17 protein-coding genes are annotated in these 15,029 nt (G+C 68.4%); 7 read left to right on the plus strand and 10 right to left on the minus strand.

The genetic code is table 11. The annotated features are described in order from the left end of the window. Positions 1-2: 2 nt before the first annotated feature. The 6 genes from AC5QAB_RS19125 to purM form a co-directional block, all read right to left on the minus strand. Positions 3-830, minus strand: a complete 828-nt coding sequence (locus AC5QAB_RS19125) for a DUF3108 domain-containing protein (protein ID WP_049405384.1) — start codon at positions 828-830, stop codon at positions 3-5. A 68-nt stretch (positions 831-898) separates the two neighbouring features. Next, positions 899-1,558: a phosphoribosylglycinamide formyltransferase gene (gene purN, locus AC5QAB_RS19130; protein ID WP_049441056.1), complete on the minus strand. Its 660-nt coding sequence runs from the start codon at positions 1,556-1,558 to the stop codon at positions 899-901. Continuing rightward, on the minus strand, positions 1,555-2,217 hold the full coding sequence (locus tag AC5QAB_RS19135; RefSeq protein WP_069117523.1) for a DUF2238 domain-containing protein: 663 nt from the start codon (positions 2,215-2,217) through the stop codon (positions 1,555-1,557). The genes purN and AC5QAB_RS19135 overlap by 4 nt, the downstream gene beginning before the upstream one ends. A 41-nt stretch (positions 2,218-2,258) precedes the next feature. Continuing rightward, the gene (locus AC5QAB_RS19140) at positions 2,259-2,681 is read right to left on the minus strand and encodes a hypothetical protein (RefSeq protein ID WP_014646242.1); all 423 of its coding nucleotides are present in this window, start codon (positions 2,679-2,681) and stop codon (positions 2,259-2,261) included. Continuing rightward, entirely contained in the window at positions 2,678-3,166 is a 489-nt protein-coding gene (locus AC5QAB_RS19145) for a hypothetical protein (protein ID WP_032957615.1), read from the minus strand. The genes AC5QAB_RS19140 and AC5QAB_RS19145 overlap by 4 nt, the downstream gene beginning before the upstream one ends. Positions 3,167-3,187: 21 nt before the next feature. After that, positions 3,188-4,246, minus strand: coding sequence for a phosphoribosylformylglycinamidine cyclo-ligase (purM, locus tag AC5QAB_RS19150; RefSeq protein ID WP_014646244.1), 1,059 nt, complete (start codon positions 4,244-4,246; stop codon positions 3,188-3,190). 99 nt (positions 4,247-4,345) lie between these two features. Between purM and AC5QAB_RS19155 the strand changes: the two genes are divergently transcribed. The 3 genes from AC5QAB_RS19155 to hda are packed head-to-tail and all read left to right on the plus strand — an operon-like array spanning position 4,346 to position 7,358. After that, positions 4,346-5,485, plus strand: coding sequence for a DUF2066 domain-containing protein (locus AC5QAB_RS19155; RefSeq protein WP_032957235.1), 1,140 nt, complete (start codon positions 4,346-4,348; stop codon positions 5,483-5,485). Next, positions 5,482-6,651, plus strand: coding sequence for an AI-2E family transporter (locus AC5QAB_RS19160; RefSeq protein WP_014646246.1), 1,170 nt, complete (start codon positions 5,482-5,484; stop codon positions 6,649-6,651). The genes AC5QAB_RS19155 and AC5QAB_RS19160 overlap by 4 nt, the downstream gene beginning before the upstream one ends. After that, a complete protein-coding gene (gene hda, locus AC5QAB_RS19165; protein WP_495233570.1) occupies positions 6,651-7,358 on the plus strand; it encodes a DnaA regulatory inactivator Hda in 708 nt (235 codons plus the stop codon). The genes AC5QAB_RS19160 and hda overlap by 1 nt, the downstream gene beginning before the upstream one ends. Positions 7,359-7,895: 537 nt before the next feature. On the opposite strand, the gene murU is transcribed toward hda, so the two are convergent. From murU to AC5QAB_RS19185, 4 genes are all read right to left on the minus strand, one after another. Beyond that, positions 7,896-8,606, minus strand: coding sequence for an N-acetylmuramate alpha-1-phosphate uridylyltransferase MurU (gene murU / locus AC5QAB_RS19170; RefSeq protein ID WP_241884086.1), 711 nt, complete (start codon positions 8,604-8,606; stop codon positions 7,896-7,898). Next, positions 8,603-9,628 carry an aminoglycoside phosphotransferase family protein gene (locus tag AC5QAB_RS19175; protein WP_241884087.1) on the minus strand — a complete coding sequence of 342 codons (1,026 nt, stop codon included), beginning with the start codon at positions 9,626-9,628 and terminating at the stop codon, positions 8,603-8,605. The genes murU and AC5QAB_RS19175 overlap by 4 nt, the downstream gene beginning before the upstream one ends. Positions 9,629-9,692: 64 nt before the next feature. Further along, positions 9,693-9,962, minus strand: coding sequence for a GlsB/YeaQ/YmgE family stress response membrane protein (locus AC5QAB_RS19180; protein ID WP_005415577.1), 270 nt, complete (start codon positions 9,960-9,962; stop codon positions 9,693-9,695). A gap of 69 nt (positions 9,963-10,031) precedes the next feature. After that, positions 10,032-11,525: a M20 family metallopeptidase gene (locus AC5QAB_RS19185; RefSeq protein WP_032957377.1), complete on the minus strand. Its 1,494-nt coding sequence runs from the start codon at positions 11,523-11,525 to the stop codon at positions 10,032-10,034. A gap of 199 nt (positions 11,526-11,724) precedes the next feature. Here AC5QAB_RS19185 and AC5QAB_RS19190 point away from each other — a divergent pair, with 199 nt between their 5' ends. From AC5QAB_RS19190 to AC5QAB_RS19205, 4 genes are all read left to right on the plus strand, one after another. Next, on the plus strand, positions 11,725-12,051 hold the full coding sequence (locus AC5QAB_RS19190; RefSeq protein WP_014036262.1) for a ComEA family DNA-binding protein: 327 nt from the start codon (positions 11,725-11,727) through the stop codon (positions 12,049-12,051). A 351-nt stretch (positions 12,052-12,402) separates the two neighbouring features. Then, positions 12,403-13,485, plus strand: coding sequence for a L,D-transpeptidase (locus tag AC5QAB_RS19195; protein ID WP_041863141.1), 1,083 nt, complete (start codon positions 12,403-12,405; stop codon positions 13,483-13,485). A 17-nt stretch (positions 13,486-13,502) separates the two neighbouring features. Further along, positions 13,503-14,228, plus strand: a complete 726-nt coding sequence (locus tag AC5QAB_RS19200; protein ID WP_032957373.1) for a murein L,D-transpeptidase catalytic domain family protein — start codon at positions 13,503-13,505, stop codon at positions 14,226-14,228. A 34-nt stretch (positions 14,229-14,262) separates the two neighbouring features. Beyond that, positions 14,263-14,871 (plus strand): HutD/Ves family protein, encoded by a 609-nt coding sequence (locus AC5QAB_RS19205; protein ID WP_241884088.1) that lies wholly within the window; start codon positions 14,263-14,265, stop codon positions 14,869-14,871. Positions 14,872-15,029 lie beyond the last annotated feature (158 nt).

Consider the following 15,029-nt stretch of genomic DNA (forward strand, 5'->3'; position numbering starts at 1 on the left):
GCTCAGACTCCTTGGTATTCGATCAGGCGCAGATCGACGCGGTCTTCGCCGTCTTCGCGTTGCAGGATGCGCACCGGGGTGGGGACACCGTTGGCGATCCAGAGGATGGTTTCGTTGTTGCCGCCGTTGGTCCGGTAGACCCGCAGCGCGTTGTAGGACAGGTCGCCGACCTCGACGTTCTCGGTCTGCGGCGCGGCCTGGTAGTCGTGCTGGCGGACCTTGCCCATGTCCACGTAGCGGTAGTGCATGGTGGCACCCGGACGGGCATCCCGCATGATCGCCAGGTTGATCAGCAGGGCGCTCTGGTCGCCCGGCTGCAGCGGAATCGGCTGCGCACGCTTCTTCTCGACGTCGCCGGTCCACTGCGCGGTACCGGCCTGCCAGTTGTACGTGCCGACCGCCTTCTTGCCCAGGAACAGGCCCTTGCGCACCGTGCTCTGGCTCAGCGGTGCATAGGCGCCGGCGCGCTCCTCGAACACCGTGCTCTGCTCGATGTTCAGGCCCAGCACGCTGGCAAAGCCGCGGCGGCCGACCACCTGCATGTCGACCCGCCACTGGTTGCCGCCGGTATGGGTGACCTGCATGCTGGCGTCGCCGGCCTCCTTGCCTTTGTAGAAGGCCTGGTAGGTGGCGCTGAACGGCTGCAGCGGCGGCGGTTCCCACGCCAAGGCCGGCAGGGCCGGGGCCGCCGCTTCGGCCGGCGGTTGCACCGCTGGCACCGGCGCCGGAGCCGGCGAGGCGGCAGGCGCCTGCGCCTGGCCCCAACCCACGCCGGGAAGCACGACAAGCGACAGCAGCAGTGAAGTGGACAGCAGGGTCGTGGTCTTCATGGAAGAGAGGAGCCGCAGGAGGTGGGCAGGATGCCAGCCCCGCAGTCAGCGGGGCGTGTGCGTGGGCGTTACCGGTTCAGGTTCCCGGCGGAATCTAGGGCCAGCGGGCTAAACAGGGGGTGACCGTCCAGTTGCGGCTGGCCCTCCCGTTCAGTCAGGCGGCCGGCGCACAGCAGCTGCAGCGTGGCGATCAGCAGGGGATGCTCCACCGCCAGCACACGCGCGGCCAGGGTGTCGGCGTCATCGCCGGGCAGCACCGGTACCCGCACCTGGGCCAGCACGGCGCCGGCGTCCAGCTCGGGTACGACCAGGTGCACGCTGGCACCGTGCTCGGCATCGCCTGCATCCAGTGCCCGCGCATGCGTGTCCAGCCCCTTGTGCAGCGGCAGCAGTGACGGGTGGATGTTGACCAGGCGGCCATTGAAGCGCTGCACGAAGGCGGCGCCGAGTATGCGCATGTAGCCGGCGCAGACGATCCAGTCCGGTGCGACCGCGGCCAGTGCGTCGCCCAGTGCCTGCTCGTAGGCGGCGCGGTCGTCGAATTCCTTCGGCGCATGCGCCCAGCGCAGGTTGGCGCTGACCCGCTGCAGCGCGGCGGCGGCCGGGCGGTCGGAAAATACGCCGACGACCTCGGCGCGCAGGCGTCCCGCAGCGATGGCATCGAGGATGGCCTGCAGGTTGCTGCCGCGGCCGGAGGCAAGCACGGCAATGCGGGTGGGCGCGGTCATTGCGGGGTACTCCGGCGGATCAGCGGCCAGGTCAGCAGGCTGCCCACGGTGGCCATCAGCATGTCGGCATGGGCGTCCCACATGTCGCCCTGCTGCCCGTTGTAGGCCTCGGCGGCGTCCGGCGACAGGGCGAGCGCGATGGCCCATTCGAACCACTCGTAGACCAGGCTGGCGCACATCACCGTCATCACCACCAGGGCGAAGGCCTGGCCGCGGCGCAGCGCCGGCCAGGCGTGACGTGCCAGCTGCAGCAGTGCCGGCGTGAAACAGACGCCGAACAGGAAGTGGATGAGGCGGTCGAAATGATTGCGCTGCCAGCCGAACGCCGCATTCGGCGACCAGCCGATCAGCGCCTGCGTCCACGCGTCGTAGGGAACGTTCGAGTACAGCCAGCGGGCGGCCACACAGTGCAGCGCGATGAAGCCGCAGATCGCGATGAAGGCACCGTTGCCCAGCCAGCCACCCCGGCGGTCGACCCACAGCAGGGCGCCCAGGCCGATCACGGTCAGCGTGCTGTGCAGCGCCTGCTCGGTGGGCCACAGCGGCTGGATCCAGCTGACCGCGAATACCGCCAGCACGGCAGCGAAGGCCAGCTTCTTGGGGCGCGAGAAACGGAAGGCGCTGGGCGAAGCGGTCGTGGGGAGGGCAGGCGCGGACATGGGAAGTCGATCAGGAAAGGGCGGGGCGTCTGCCGGCAAGTTCAGACGCGGAGATGGTCGCCGCGGTCGAACAGGGCGGCCATGTCAGGCTTGGACAGGAACACCCAGGCATAGGCGGTCAGGGCCATGCCCAGCGGGCCGGCCAGCACCGCCAGCCAGGCCGCGCGCTGGCACCAGGCCAGCCCGGTGCGGCGCGACAGCAGGCGCGCGGTGTGCAGCTGCACGAAGCCCAGCGCGGCAGCCAGCGCTGAAACGACGCCGTACACGGTGGCCAGTACCGCGCCATCGTCCAGCCCGCGCGAGCTGGCAACCAGGCCGATGAAACCGAGGAAGGCCAGCGCGGCCATCCAGTGGAAAACCGCCAGCGCGTAGAACAGCACCTTCAGCGTCTGCAGGTGGCTGCCCAGCTGAAGGTGCGCCAGGGTCTGCTGCGGCAGCGGCGGAGGTGCGCCCGGGCTCGTCATGCCGCCGTGCCCGCTGTGTCGAACGCGGCCTTGACCTGCGGACGCAGCAGCGTGATCAGGCTGAGTACTCCCAGCACGGTACCGATCGGCGTGAACAGACAGGCCAGCCCGGCCACGATCAGGCACAGCAGGTAGCGGCGGCGGCGGGCCAGGCAACGGCCGGCGTAGGCCACGAACGCGCCCAGGGTGACGCCACCGAACACGATGACACAGCCGATCACGACGAACATCCAGCCGAACACGCGCTGTTCGGCCGGCGACGAGGGCTGGCCGCCGGAGTTCATCGGCAGGTTGCCGGTTAGCGCGGTGACGCCGAGCACGATGTGGACGATGAAGATCAGCGAGAACAGCGCGATCAGGCCGCCGACCACGTAGTGCGCGATTGACAGCATGCGCAGGTGGTCGGCGTCCTGGGGGCTGAACGCCGGTACCGCCGTCGTTGGCGGCGGCACGGGGGTAGGGGGCAGCGGGGGCATTGCGTCCATGCGGGCTCCTCGGGGCCGGGTTCAGCCGATGTGGACGCGCTCGGCGCCTTCAGCAGTGACCACCTGGCCGATGGTCCAGTGGTCCAGGCCCTGCGCCTTGACCGCCTCGGACACGGCGGCGACCTGGTCGGCTGCCACGATCAGCACGAAGCCGATGCCGCAGTTGAAGGTGCGCCACATCTCGCTATCGGCCACGGCGCCTTCCTTCTGCAGCCACTGGAACACCGGCGGCAGGGTCCAGGACGAGGCCTGGATGTCCAGGCCGAGGCCGTCGGGCACCACGCGGATGATGTTCTCGGTCAGGCCGCCACCGGTGATGTGGGCCATGCCGTGGATGGCCTCGCCGTGCGACTTCAGCAGTGCCAGGATCGGCTTCACGTACAGGCGGGTCGGTGCCATCAGCGCGTCGACCAGCTTCACGCCGCCCTCCAGCTCCAGGTCGGCCGGGCGGCCGGCGCGGTCGTAGATGCGGCGCACCAGCGAGTAGCCGTTGGAGTGCGGGCCGGACGAGGCGATGCCGATCAGCACGTCGCCGGCGGCCACGCTGGCGCCGTCCTTCAGCTCGCTCTTCTCGACCGCGGCGACCGTGAAGCCGGCCAGGTCGTACTCGCCCGGGGCATACATGTCGGGCATTTCAGCGGTTTCGCCGCCGATCAGCGCGCAGCCGGCCTCGGTGCAGCCGTTGGCGATGCCGCCCACGACCGCTGCGGCGGTGTCGATGTCCAGCTTGCCGGTGGCGAAGTAGTCCAGGAAGAACAGCGGCTCGGCACCCTGCACCAGCACGTCGTTCACGCACATGGCGACCAGGTCGATGCCGATCGTATCGTGGCGGTTCAGCTGGTGGGCCAGCTTCAGCTTGGTGCCCACGCCATCGGTACCCGACACCAGCACCGGCTCGCGGTACTTGTTGGACAGGTCGAACAGGGCGCCGAAGCCGCCCAGGCCGCCCATCACTTCCGGGCGGAAGCTGCGCTTGACCAGGGGCTTGATCCGCTCGACCAGCGCGTTGCCGGCGTCGATGTCGACACCCGCGTCACGGTAGGTGAGGGGGGAAGGGGCGGAAGACGGGGTGTTGGTCACGGGCGTCGGCGCTGGCAGGGGTTGAATGAGCGATTTTAACAGGCCGCATTGGCGCAAAGGCCGTATTCGGGCAACAATTCCCCCGGATTCGTCGAGCCAATGGATGTCCTGATGCGCCGCAGCCTGATTCTGACCCTGCTCCTTGCACTGAGCCTGCCGGTGGCCACGATGGCCCAGAGCGGCCTGCGCACCGAGGGAGATGTCGCCACCGCTTCGGGGGCCTACGAGGCCGAAGTGCCCGTCAACAGCCAGGCCGAGGCCGATCGCAACGGTGCCCTGGCCCGTGCCCTGAGCGTGGTGCTGGGCAAGCTGTCCGGCGATCGCAACGTGATGTCACGCCCCGGCGTGGTGCAGGCGCTGCGCAATGCCAAGGACTACGTGGCCAGCTACGACTACAAGCAGGACCAGAGCGTGGGTGCCAGCGGCGCACCGAGCTTCCGGACCCTGCTGGTGGCCCGCTTCCGCGAGGATGACGTCGATTCGCTGGTCTCGGCGCTGGGCCTGCCGCTGTGGCCGCAGCCGCGACCGAAGCCGGTGCTGTGGCTGGCCGTCGACGACGGCAGTGGCCCGCGCCTGGTCAGCGTGCAGCAGGCCAATGCCGCCCGCCCGCTGCTGAACCGCGCCATCGAGCGGGGTTACAAGCTGGGCCTGCCCAGCGGCGGTGCTGCCGAACAGGCCCTGGCCGGTGCCATCTGGCGCCAGGACAGCGCCGCCGTGGCCCGTGCCTCCTCGCGCTACTCGCCGCCGATGCAGCTGATCGGCAAGCTGTACCGCGCCAATGGTGGCTGGCAGGCGGACTGGGTGTTCGTCGACAACGGCCGCGAACTGAACAAGTGGACCAGCAAGGACGCCAACGCCATGCGCGCGATGGCCGCCGGTGCCGACGGTGCCGCCGATGCGCTGGTCAAGCGCTATGCCAAGGCCGGCGTGGCCGTCGGCCAGGCCGGCACCTACCGCCTGGTGGTGACCGGCATCAACAGCGCCGATGACTACCTGCGGCTGGCCGCTGGCCTGCGCGAGGTGCCGGTGGTGCGCAACGTCACCCCGCTGCACGCCTCGGCCGGCCAACTGGAGCTGAGCGTGGAGATGACCACCGGCCTGGCCGGCTTCAACCGCATGCTTGGCGACAACGGCGTGCTGGTGCCAAGCGCGCCGCTGCCGGCCCTGCCGACCCCGATCGATGACACCACCGGTGCCCCGGTGGCCGCGCCGGTCAGCAACGAGTACCGCCTGCGATGATCCTGAGCCCGGAAGCTGAAATCGCGCAGTTCCTGCGCCGGCTGAAGTACATCCTGTTCGCCGGCCTGATCGGCTGGGTGGTGTGGCTGCTGGCGCCGATCCTGACCCCGTTCGTGCTGGCACTGGCGCTGGCCTGGCTGGGTGACCCGCTGGTGGACCGCATCGAGGCCACCGGCCGCTCGCGCATGACCGGCGTGGTGCTGGTGTTCGCAGCGATGGTGCTGGTGATCGTGGCACTGCTGCTGGTGCTGGTGCCGATGATCGAGCGCCAGATCACCACCCTGATCGCGGCCGCGCCGCAGGCGCAGGCGTGGCTGATGCAGACCGGCATCCCCTGGTTCGAGCACAAGACCGGCCTGGAAGTGATGCAGTGGCTGGATCCGGACCGCCTGATCGAATGGGTGCGCAGCCATTGGCAGCAGGCCGGCGGCTTCGCCACCACGTTCATGGGCTACGTCTCGCGTTCGGGCTTTGCGATGGTGACCTGGGTGGTCAACATCCTGCTGCTGCCGATCCTGGCGTTCTACTTCCTGCGCGACTGGGACAAGCTGGTCGAGCGGGTGGCCTCGGTGATTCCGCGCAACCAGATCGGCACCATCAGCGCGCTGGCGCGTGAATCCAACGAGGTGCTGGGTGCGTTCATCCGTGGCCAGTTCCTGGTGATGCTGGCGCTGGGCGTGATCTACGCCGGTGGCCTGTCGCTGGTCGGCCTCAAGCTGGGCCTGCTGATCGGCCTGATTGCCGGCCTGATCAGCTTCATCCCGTACCTGGGCGCGACCACCGGCGTGCTGATGGCGGTGATCGCCGCGCTGGTGCAGGCGCAGGGCTTCGACCTGAAGCTGCTGATCCTGGTCGGCGTGGTGTTCACCGTGGGCCAGCTGCTGGAAAGCTACGTGCTGACCCCGCGCATCGTCGGCGACAAGATCGGCCTGCACCCGGTGGCGGTGATCTTCGCGGTGATGGCCGGCGGCCAGCTGTTCGGCTTCCTCGGCATGCTGCTGGCGCTGCCGGTAGCGGCGGTGACCAACGTGCTGCTGCGCTATGCCCACCAGCGCTATCGGCAGAGCGAACTGTACGTGGGCGAGAAGCCGGCGATCGTGCTTGATGGCGTGGTCGACGCGCCCCATATCATCGTTCCGGACGACAAGGGCCCCGACCTGAAGTGATGGGTGTGCCGCAACTGCCGCTGGCCCTGCATTACCCGCGGGACCAGCGCCTGGAGACCTTCATCGGCGCGCCGGATGGCGCGCTGGCGCAGCTGCGCGCGATCGCGGTTGGCGCCAGCCACGACTGGGTCTACCTGGAAGGTGCGGCGGGAACCGGCAAGACCCACCAGGCGCTGGCGATGTGCTCCAGCGCCGAGCAGGCCGGACGGTTGCCGACGTACGTGCCGCTGGCCAGCGCCGCCGGCCGTGTCCGTGCGGCGCTTGATGGGCTGGAAGCGCGCGAACTGGTGGCGCTGGACGGCCTGGACGAGGTTGCCGGCAACCGCGAGGATGAGATCGCGCTGTTCGATTTCCACAACCGTGCGCGCGCTGCGGGCGTGACCGTGCTGTACACGGCACAGAAGACGCCGGGCGAACTGGGCCTGGTGCTGCCGGACCTGCGCTCGCGGCTGGGCCAGTGCGTGCGCGTGCTGCTGCAGCCGCTGGATGAGGAAGGACGGGCGGCGGTGCTGCGCGAGCGTGCACTGCGACGCGGCCTGGCCATCGACGAAGCGGCCATCGAGTGGCTGCTGTCGCACACCGGCCGTGAGCTGGGTGGATTGATCACCCTGCTGGACTGGCTGGACCGCGAATCGCTGGCGGCGAAGCGGCGGATCACCGTGCCGTTCCTGCGCCAGGTGCTGGAAGAAGGCCGGCCTCGTTACTGAGGGATGTTGTTCGGCAGGGCTGCGCCCTGCACCCGCGGTAGTGCCGGCCGCTGGCCGGCAACTTCAACAGCAACATCAAAAGCTGGCTTCCTGAGGGGAGGCGGGGTGGCTCAGGTTGCGGGGGACGGCGCAAGTACGTCCCTGTAGCCTCGATCGCGCCATCCATGGCGCTCACGCCCCCGCAACCTGAGCCACCCCGCCTTCGACAGGTTCCCGCGATCTGCCTGGTCTCTGTACTGCACTGCTGTTGGTGGGTGTCGACCTTGGTCGATACGTGTCTTGCTTGTGGTGGGTGACGACCGTTGGTCGTCACCAGAGCGAGCGCAGCGAAGCGATCCGCTTTTGATTTTCTTTCTTTCTTCCGTGGCTGGACGCGCACGGAAACTGTCAGGGGCCGGGCGGGGTGGATTCGCGGGGGTGTCCGCGGCATGGATGCCGCGGCCAAGCCCCCAGGGACGGGTTCACGGCGTCCCCCGCGAATCCACCCCGCCCGGCCAAGCAAGGCTACTGCTCTCAAAACGTCCAGCCACGAGGGGCTCAGCCGTTCGCCGCCAACTCCGCATCCAGCGCGCGCAGGCGATCCACGGTGCCGACGTCGGTCCAGCGCCCGCGATGGTGCTGCCCGGTCATCAACCCCTGCGCCATGAAGTGCTTCTGCAGCGGCACCACCGAGAACTTCGGTGGCAGCCGCTCGCTGCCCGGCGCATCGCCGATCACCGCGCGCCAGTCGGCCACGATCGAAGGACGGTACACGCCGATGCCGGCATAGGTCAGGCATGGTCCTTCGCGGTCGTGGTGCAGGAACCCCTGTGCATCCAGGCGGTAGTCACCATTCGGGTGCTGAACCGGATTGTCGACCAGCACCAGGTGCGCCTGGCCCTGCGGCTCGCGCGGCAGCGTGGCGAAATCGAAATCGGTCCAGATGTCGCCGTTCACTACCAGGAACGGGGCATCGCCCAGCACCGGCAGGGCGTTGAGGATGCCGCCGCCGGTTTCCAGCGGGGTCTGCCCTTCGTACAGGAAATGCAGGCGCAGGCCCCACTGGCTGCCATCGCCAAGCGTCGCCGGGAACTGTTCGGCCAACCATGCGGTGTTGACCACCACCTCTCGCGCGCCGAGTGCGGCCAGGCGTTCCAGGTGCCAGACGATCAACGGCTTGCCAGCCACTTCCAGCAGCGGCTTGGGCGTGTGCAGGGTCAGCGGGCGCATGCGCTCGCCGAGGCCGGCGGCAAAGACCAGCGCCTTCATCGGGCCACGCGCATCGGCGCGCCCAGCTCGGCCAGTGCCGGCTTGATGCGGTCGTCCAGCAGCTGCTGCAGCGGTGCCAGCTCGCGGTAGCGCGGCAGCACTTCATCCAGATAGGTGATGAAGCGCGGTGCGTCGTCGAGGTAATGGCCCTTGTTGTCGCGGTAACGCAGCCGGCAGAACAGGCCCAGGATCTTCACGTGGCGCTGGATGCCCATCCAGTCGGCATCGCGCAGGAAGGTGGCGCGGTCGGGCACCGGCAGGCCGGTGTCGCGGGCGCGCTCGTGATACTGCGCCAGCCATTCGTCCACGCGTTGCAGTGGCCAGCTCAGGAAGGCGTCCTTGAACAGGCTCACCGCATCGTAGGCGATCGGGCCGCGCACCAGGTCCTGGAAATCCAGGACCGCGGGGCCGTCGTCGACCGGCATCAGGTTGCGCGGCATGTAGTCGCGGTGGGTCATCAGCTGGGCCTGGCCCAGCGCGTTGTCCATCAGGCGGCGATGCACCAGCTGCAGGCCTTCGATCTCGCCGCAGTCCAGTTCAAGGTTCAGGTGGCGCTGCAGGAACCATTCGTCGAACAGGCCGGCATCGCGCTGCAGCAGTGCTTCGCCGAACTGGCCGAAGTCGGCCGGCACCGGGATCGCCTGCAGGCGCAGCAGCTGCTCGATCGAACGACCGAACCATTCGTCAGCGTTGCGCTCGTCGAGGATCCTGGCCAGGGTCGGGCCGCCGAGATCTTCCAGCAGCAGGAAGCCGGCATCCAGGTCCTGCGCGAGCAGCATGGGCACGCGCAGACCGCTGTCGTGCAGCAGGCCGCGCATGCGCAGCCACGGCCGCGGATCTTCCAGCCCCGGCGGGGCGTCCATCACGATGTGGCTGCCGCGCGTGCTGGTGGTGCGCCAGTAGCTGCGCATGCCGGCGTCAACCGAAGCGCGTTCGACCACCGCGTTGGCATCATCGAGCTGGGTACGGGCCCACTGCAGGCGCTGCGCGCTGCGCTGGGGATCGGAGGCGGGTTCGGTCATGCGGGCATATCCGGGCGCGCCGGGCGCGCCAACGTCGGCAACAGGAAGGGAAGGGGGAGCGGCGTCAGCGGCGACCGCTGAACAGGCGCAGGACGGCCAGCACGGCCACCGCGCCCACCACCGCGCCGAGGAAACCGGCCGGTTCGCCGGGGGCGTACCAGCCCATGTACTGGCCGAACCAACCGGCCAGCAGGGCACCAAGGATGCCCAGCACGATGGTCAGCAGGCAGCCCATGCGGTTGTTGCCGGGCATGAAGAAACGCCCGAGCAGGCCGACGAAGAAGCCGACCAGCAGGATGTACAGCCAGCTGCTGCTGCCGAACAGACCATTCATGCGCGCGGATTCCGCTTGAGTGTGGACGCAGCCTAGCAAGGCCAGGCTGCGTCCGTCACGAGTGCCGGATCAGCAGCAGCCGTGGTCGCCGTGGCGGGTGCCGCTGTCGGCAGCCACCGGCGAGCCGCTGGTCTCGCCGCGCAGGCTGGCGGCGTAGTGCTCGCTGATCACCTTGGACACACAGGCGGTGACCTTCTTGCCCATCGGGATGTGCAGGAACTCGTTCGGGCCATGCGCATTGGAGTGCGGGCCGAGCACGCCGGTGATCATGAACTGCGCGCCCGGGAACTTCTCGCCCAGCATGCCCATGAACGGGATCGAGCCGCCTTCGCCCATGTACATCGCCGGCTTGCCGAAGAAGGCCTGGCTGGCGTCGTCGATGGCCTGGGTCAGCCACGGCGCCATCGCCGGGGCATTCCAGCCGGTGGAGGCCTTTTCCAGGTCCAGGGTGACCTGCGCGCCGTTCGGCGGGTCGCGCAGCAGTGCTTCCTTCAGCAGCTCGCCGCAGGTCTTGCCATCGGCGGTCGGCGGCAGGCGCAGCGACAGCTTCACCGAGGTCTGCGGACGCAGCACGTTGCCGGCCGATTCCAGCGGCGGCATGCCACCGACGCCGGTGACCGACAGCGCCGGGCGCCAGGTACGGTTGAGCACCAGCTCGGTCAGGTCCTCGTTCATGGGGCGCAGGCCGTCGACCATCGGGAACTTCTCGAAGATCTCGGTATCCACCACTTCGGCGGCACGCTTGGCCTGTTCCAGGCGCTCGGCCGGGATCTCCACGTTCATGCCGTCGATCAGGATGCGGCCGGTGTCCTGGTCCTCGATGCGCGAAAGGATCTGGCGCAGCAGGCGGAAGCTGGACGGGATCACGCCGGAGGCATCGCCGGAATGCACGCCTTCGTTGAGCACCTTCACGGTGAAATTGCCGCCGGTCAGGCCGCGCAGCGAGGTGGTGCACCACAGCTGGTCGTAGTTGGCGCAGCCCGAATCCAGGCAGACCACCAGCGACGGCTTGCCGATGCGGTCGGCCAGGTGGTCGACGTAGGCCGGCAGGTCATAGCTGCCGGACTCTTCACACGCTTCGATCAGCACCACGCAGCGGGCGTGCGGAAGGCCCTGGGCCTGCAGTGCCAGTACCGCAGCCAGCGAGCCGAAGATCGCGTAGCCGTCGTCCGCACCGCCGCGGCCGTACAGCTTGTCGCCGCGCAGGACCGGGGTCCACGGGCCGAGGTCGTCGTCCCAGCCGGTCATTTCCGGCTGCTTGTCCAGGTGGCCATAGAGCAGGATGGTGTCGTCGCCGGTTTCGGCGCCGGTAGCCGGAATTTCCAGGAAGATCAGCGGGGTACGGCCTTCCAGGCGCACCACTTCAACCTTCAGGCCGGGCAGCTGCTGGGCCTTGGCCCAGTTCTCCATCAGGGTGACCGCCTGTTCCATGTAGCCGTTCTGCACCCAATTGGCGTCGAACATCGGCGACTTGTTGGGAATGCGGATGTAGTCGACCAACTGCGGGACGATTTCGCTGTCCCACTTGTCATTGACGAATTGGCCGAGCTTGGCGCTGTCCATCTGAAACTCCGGTTGCATGGGCTGATCCGGCCATTCTACGCCTGTGCCGCGGGTAGGGTTTTTCCTACATCACGTCGGGTATTTGGCTGGCTTACGGAAATCCGGGAAACCGATAGGCTGTGCACATGTGGTGACGGACACTGTTCCTGCCGACGGGATTGCCGGTCGGGGCGGCCAGAATCACAGGGAGATACACGTCGTGCCTTGGTTTGTCGTGTTGAGGGCGCTGGTGCTGGTAGTGGGGATCGCTGGGGCGCATGCCGCCGAACCGATCGACATCAACCGCGCCGATGCCCAGGCGCTGCAGCAGGGATTGACGATGGTCGGAGCCGCCAAGGCCGAGGCGATCGTCGAGCACCGGCGCAGACACGGCCCGTTTCATCGCGTCGAGGACCTGACGCAGGTGAAGGGAATAGGGAAAGCGATCGTCGAACGGAATCGACAGCGGATCACCGTAGGCAACAGGTTGTTGCCGGCGGATCCGGTACCCGGATCGGTACCGGTGCGGACCGTACCCAGGCGCTGACAGCAGGAATCGTCGGAACCGGCAGGAGGCTGGTTCACCGGTCACGGACAGGAAGGCCGTGACCACCGACCGCCGCAGGACGCGGCACCAATCACCAGGATGGTGGCATCACAGACCTGTGGAAGGGGCTGAGATACAAACAGGACAGACGCGGCCGCGTGCAGGATGCAACGCTACCCCCACAGCGCAGGATGCGAGGGGGCGGCAGCAGGCCGACAAGGACGTAACGATTGCCCGGCACGACACATGGCTGTGTCGCCGGGCAATTTCATTTCCGGCGCCTGGTTTTGCCGCGGCCACCACGGGCCGATGGTGTACGGTGGCCGCTCCGCATGGAAAGGACCCCGCTGGATGCTTGTGCACCGCCCCACGACCCTGATGCTCGCCCTGGCACTGACCCTGCCACTGCTGGCCCATGCCGCTGCGCCGACGCCGACAGCCAAGCCTGCGGCCGAAGCCAGCACCGCCGACGTGCGCGGGCCGACCGACCTGAAACCGGGCGAGTACCTGTGGCATCCGGAAATCTCGCCGACCGGCCCGATCGTGCTGGTGGTCAGCCTCGATGAGCAGCGTGCCTACGTTTACCGCAACGGCATCGCCATCGGCCTGACCACGATCAGCTCGGGCAAGGCCGGGCACGAGACGCCGACCGGCGTGTTCACCATCCTGCAGAAGGACAAGGACCACAGGTCCAACCTCTACAACAGCGCGCCGATGCCCTACATGCAGCGGCTGACCTGGGATGGCATCGCCCTGCATGGCGGCAGCCTGCCCGGGCATCCGGCCTCGCATGGCTGCGTGCGCCTGCCGCAGGCGTTCGCGCAGAAGCTGTTCAGCGAAACCCAGCGCGGCGATACGGTGGTGGTGGCCGACGCCAAGAGTTCGCCGATGACCCTGGCCTATCCTTCGGTGCTGGCCCCGGTCAACGCGCGCGGCCAGGCTTTGCCGGAAACCGAGGGCGGGGCCCCGGCGCAGGCCTGGTGGGACGACAGCGCAGCCCCGGCCGGGCAGGTCGGCATCCTGGTCAGCCTGCATGACCAGCGCCTGTACGTGCTGCGCGATGGCGTGATGATCGGCGAGTCGCCGCTGAAGGCCGACGCCCTGCCGGCATTCCAGGGCACCACGCTGTTCGTGATGGGGCAGGGCTACAGCGATACGCCCAGCCCGCTGGACGTGAACCAGCGCCTGCACCAGTGGACGGCCTATCCGCTGCTGGGCCAGGATCGTGCCCAGGCCACCCCGGACCTGCTGGCCACGCCCTCGTTGCCAATGGCGCTGCCGGCCGATTTTGCCCGCCAGCTGTACCAGGTGCTGGTGCCGGGCACGACCCTGCTGGTGACCTCGTTGCCGGCGGTCCGCCCAAGCCCGGCTGAATCCGGAATGCAGCCGGTCTTGGAATCCGAGCCGCCAGGGTCCACCCTCAAGGGCAACTGAGTCCCCTCGTTGTGCCCATGACTGCATCCCGCCTGTGCCGGCTGGCCGCGTTCGGCCTGCTGGCGACCTCGGCCAGCGCCCCGGCGCTGGCACAGACGCCCGCCCTTGCCACCAGCGCTGATGATCTGGCTGCCTTGCTGTCGCGCAGTGCGCCCAAGGCCGACCGCCACGTGTTGCAGCTGGCGGCGCACGCCATGCGCTGTGCGTTGCAGCGGCCGGAGCTGGGCATCAACGGTGATCGTCTCAGCGTGATCGATTATTCGCGGCCGTCCACCGAGCCGCGCCTGTGGGTGTTCGACCTAGCCCACCAGCGCCTGCTGTTCGAGGAATGGGTGGCGCATGGCCGCAACAGCGGCGAGAACCGCACCCAGCACTTCTCCAACCGCGATGGGAGTTTCATGTCCAGCCTCGGCGCGTTCACCGCGCAGGAGACCTACATGGGCGGTAATGGATATTCGCTGCGCCTGGCCGGGCTGGAGCCGGGCTTCAACGACCGTGCGCGCGAACGCGCGATCGTCATCCACGGTGCGCCGTACGTGAACCCGGCCACCGCGCAGCTGCAGGGGCGCTTGGGTCGCAGCCTGGGTTGCCCGGCGGTGCGCCTTTCGGTGGCCAAGCCGCTGATCGATGCGTTGCGTGGCGGCACGATGGTGTTTGCTTACTACCCTGACCAGGATTGGCTGAAGCACTCGCAGCTGCTGGCCGGCGGATGCGGTGGCCAGGGCACGCTCGCTACGCGGTGATGCATGATGGCGCGTGGCGTGATGCAATGTGCCGATGAACGTCGACTCCCTGTTGCACACTCCGAGCCAGGTCATTTCCAGCCTGGACTATCGTCGCGAACGCTGGCGGAATGGACTTGGCTGGACCCGCGAGATCCTGCGCCTGCCCGCACAGGGTGATGACTGGGCGCTGCGCCTGTCGGTGGCCGAGATCGAGCAGGACGCTGCGTTCTCCACCTTCCCCGGCGTGGAGCGCGAACTGGTGCTGCTGCAGGGCAATGGCGTGCGCCTGCGTTTCGAGGATGGCCGCGTGGCCCAGGTGCTGCCGCCGCACGGGCGGGTGCGCTTTGCCGGTGAGGAAACGCTGCACGGTGAACTGGTCGATGGCACCACCCACGACTTCAACCTGATGTGGAAGCGCGAGCTGCTGCAGGCCGAACTGCTGCACCGGCCGCTGGTGGGGTCGATGTTCTTCTTCTGCGAACCGGGCGTTGCGTGGGCGCTGCATCTGCTGGCCGGACAGGCGCAGTTCGGTGCCGATAGTGGCCTGCCGGCGCTGCAGGCGGGAGACACCGCGTGGTTGGCGGGGGGCGAGAGGCAACGGCATGCGCTCAGCGGTGGTGGCGAGTTGTTGGCGATACGGGTGAGCGCGGCGGGGGCATGATTTCTGGGCGCCGGTGGGCGCCATCCACGCATGGCGTGGATCTTATCTCTTGCCGATCTGGCACCTTGGGGGCCGAGAGCCCGGCGTGGGCGACCGTGTGGATCCAGGTCTTGCGACCGAGAAGTAGCTTGGGTCCCCACGCCGGATTCTCCCTGAAC

This window comes from Stenotrophomonas sp. YJH_SMC_127 (assembly GCF_059372445.1).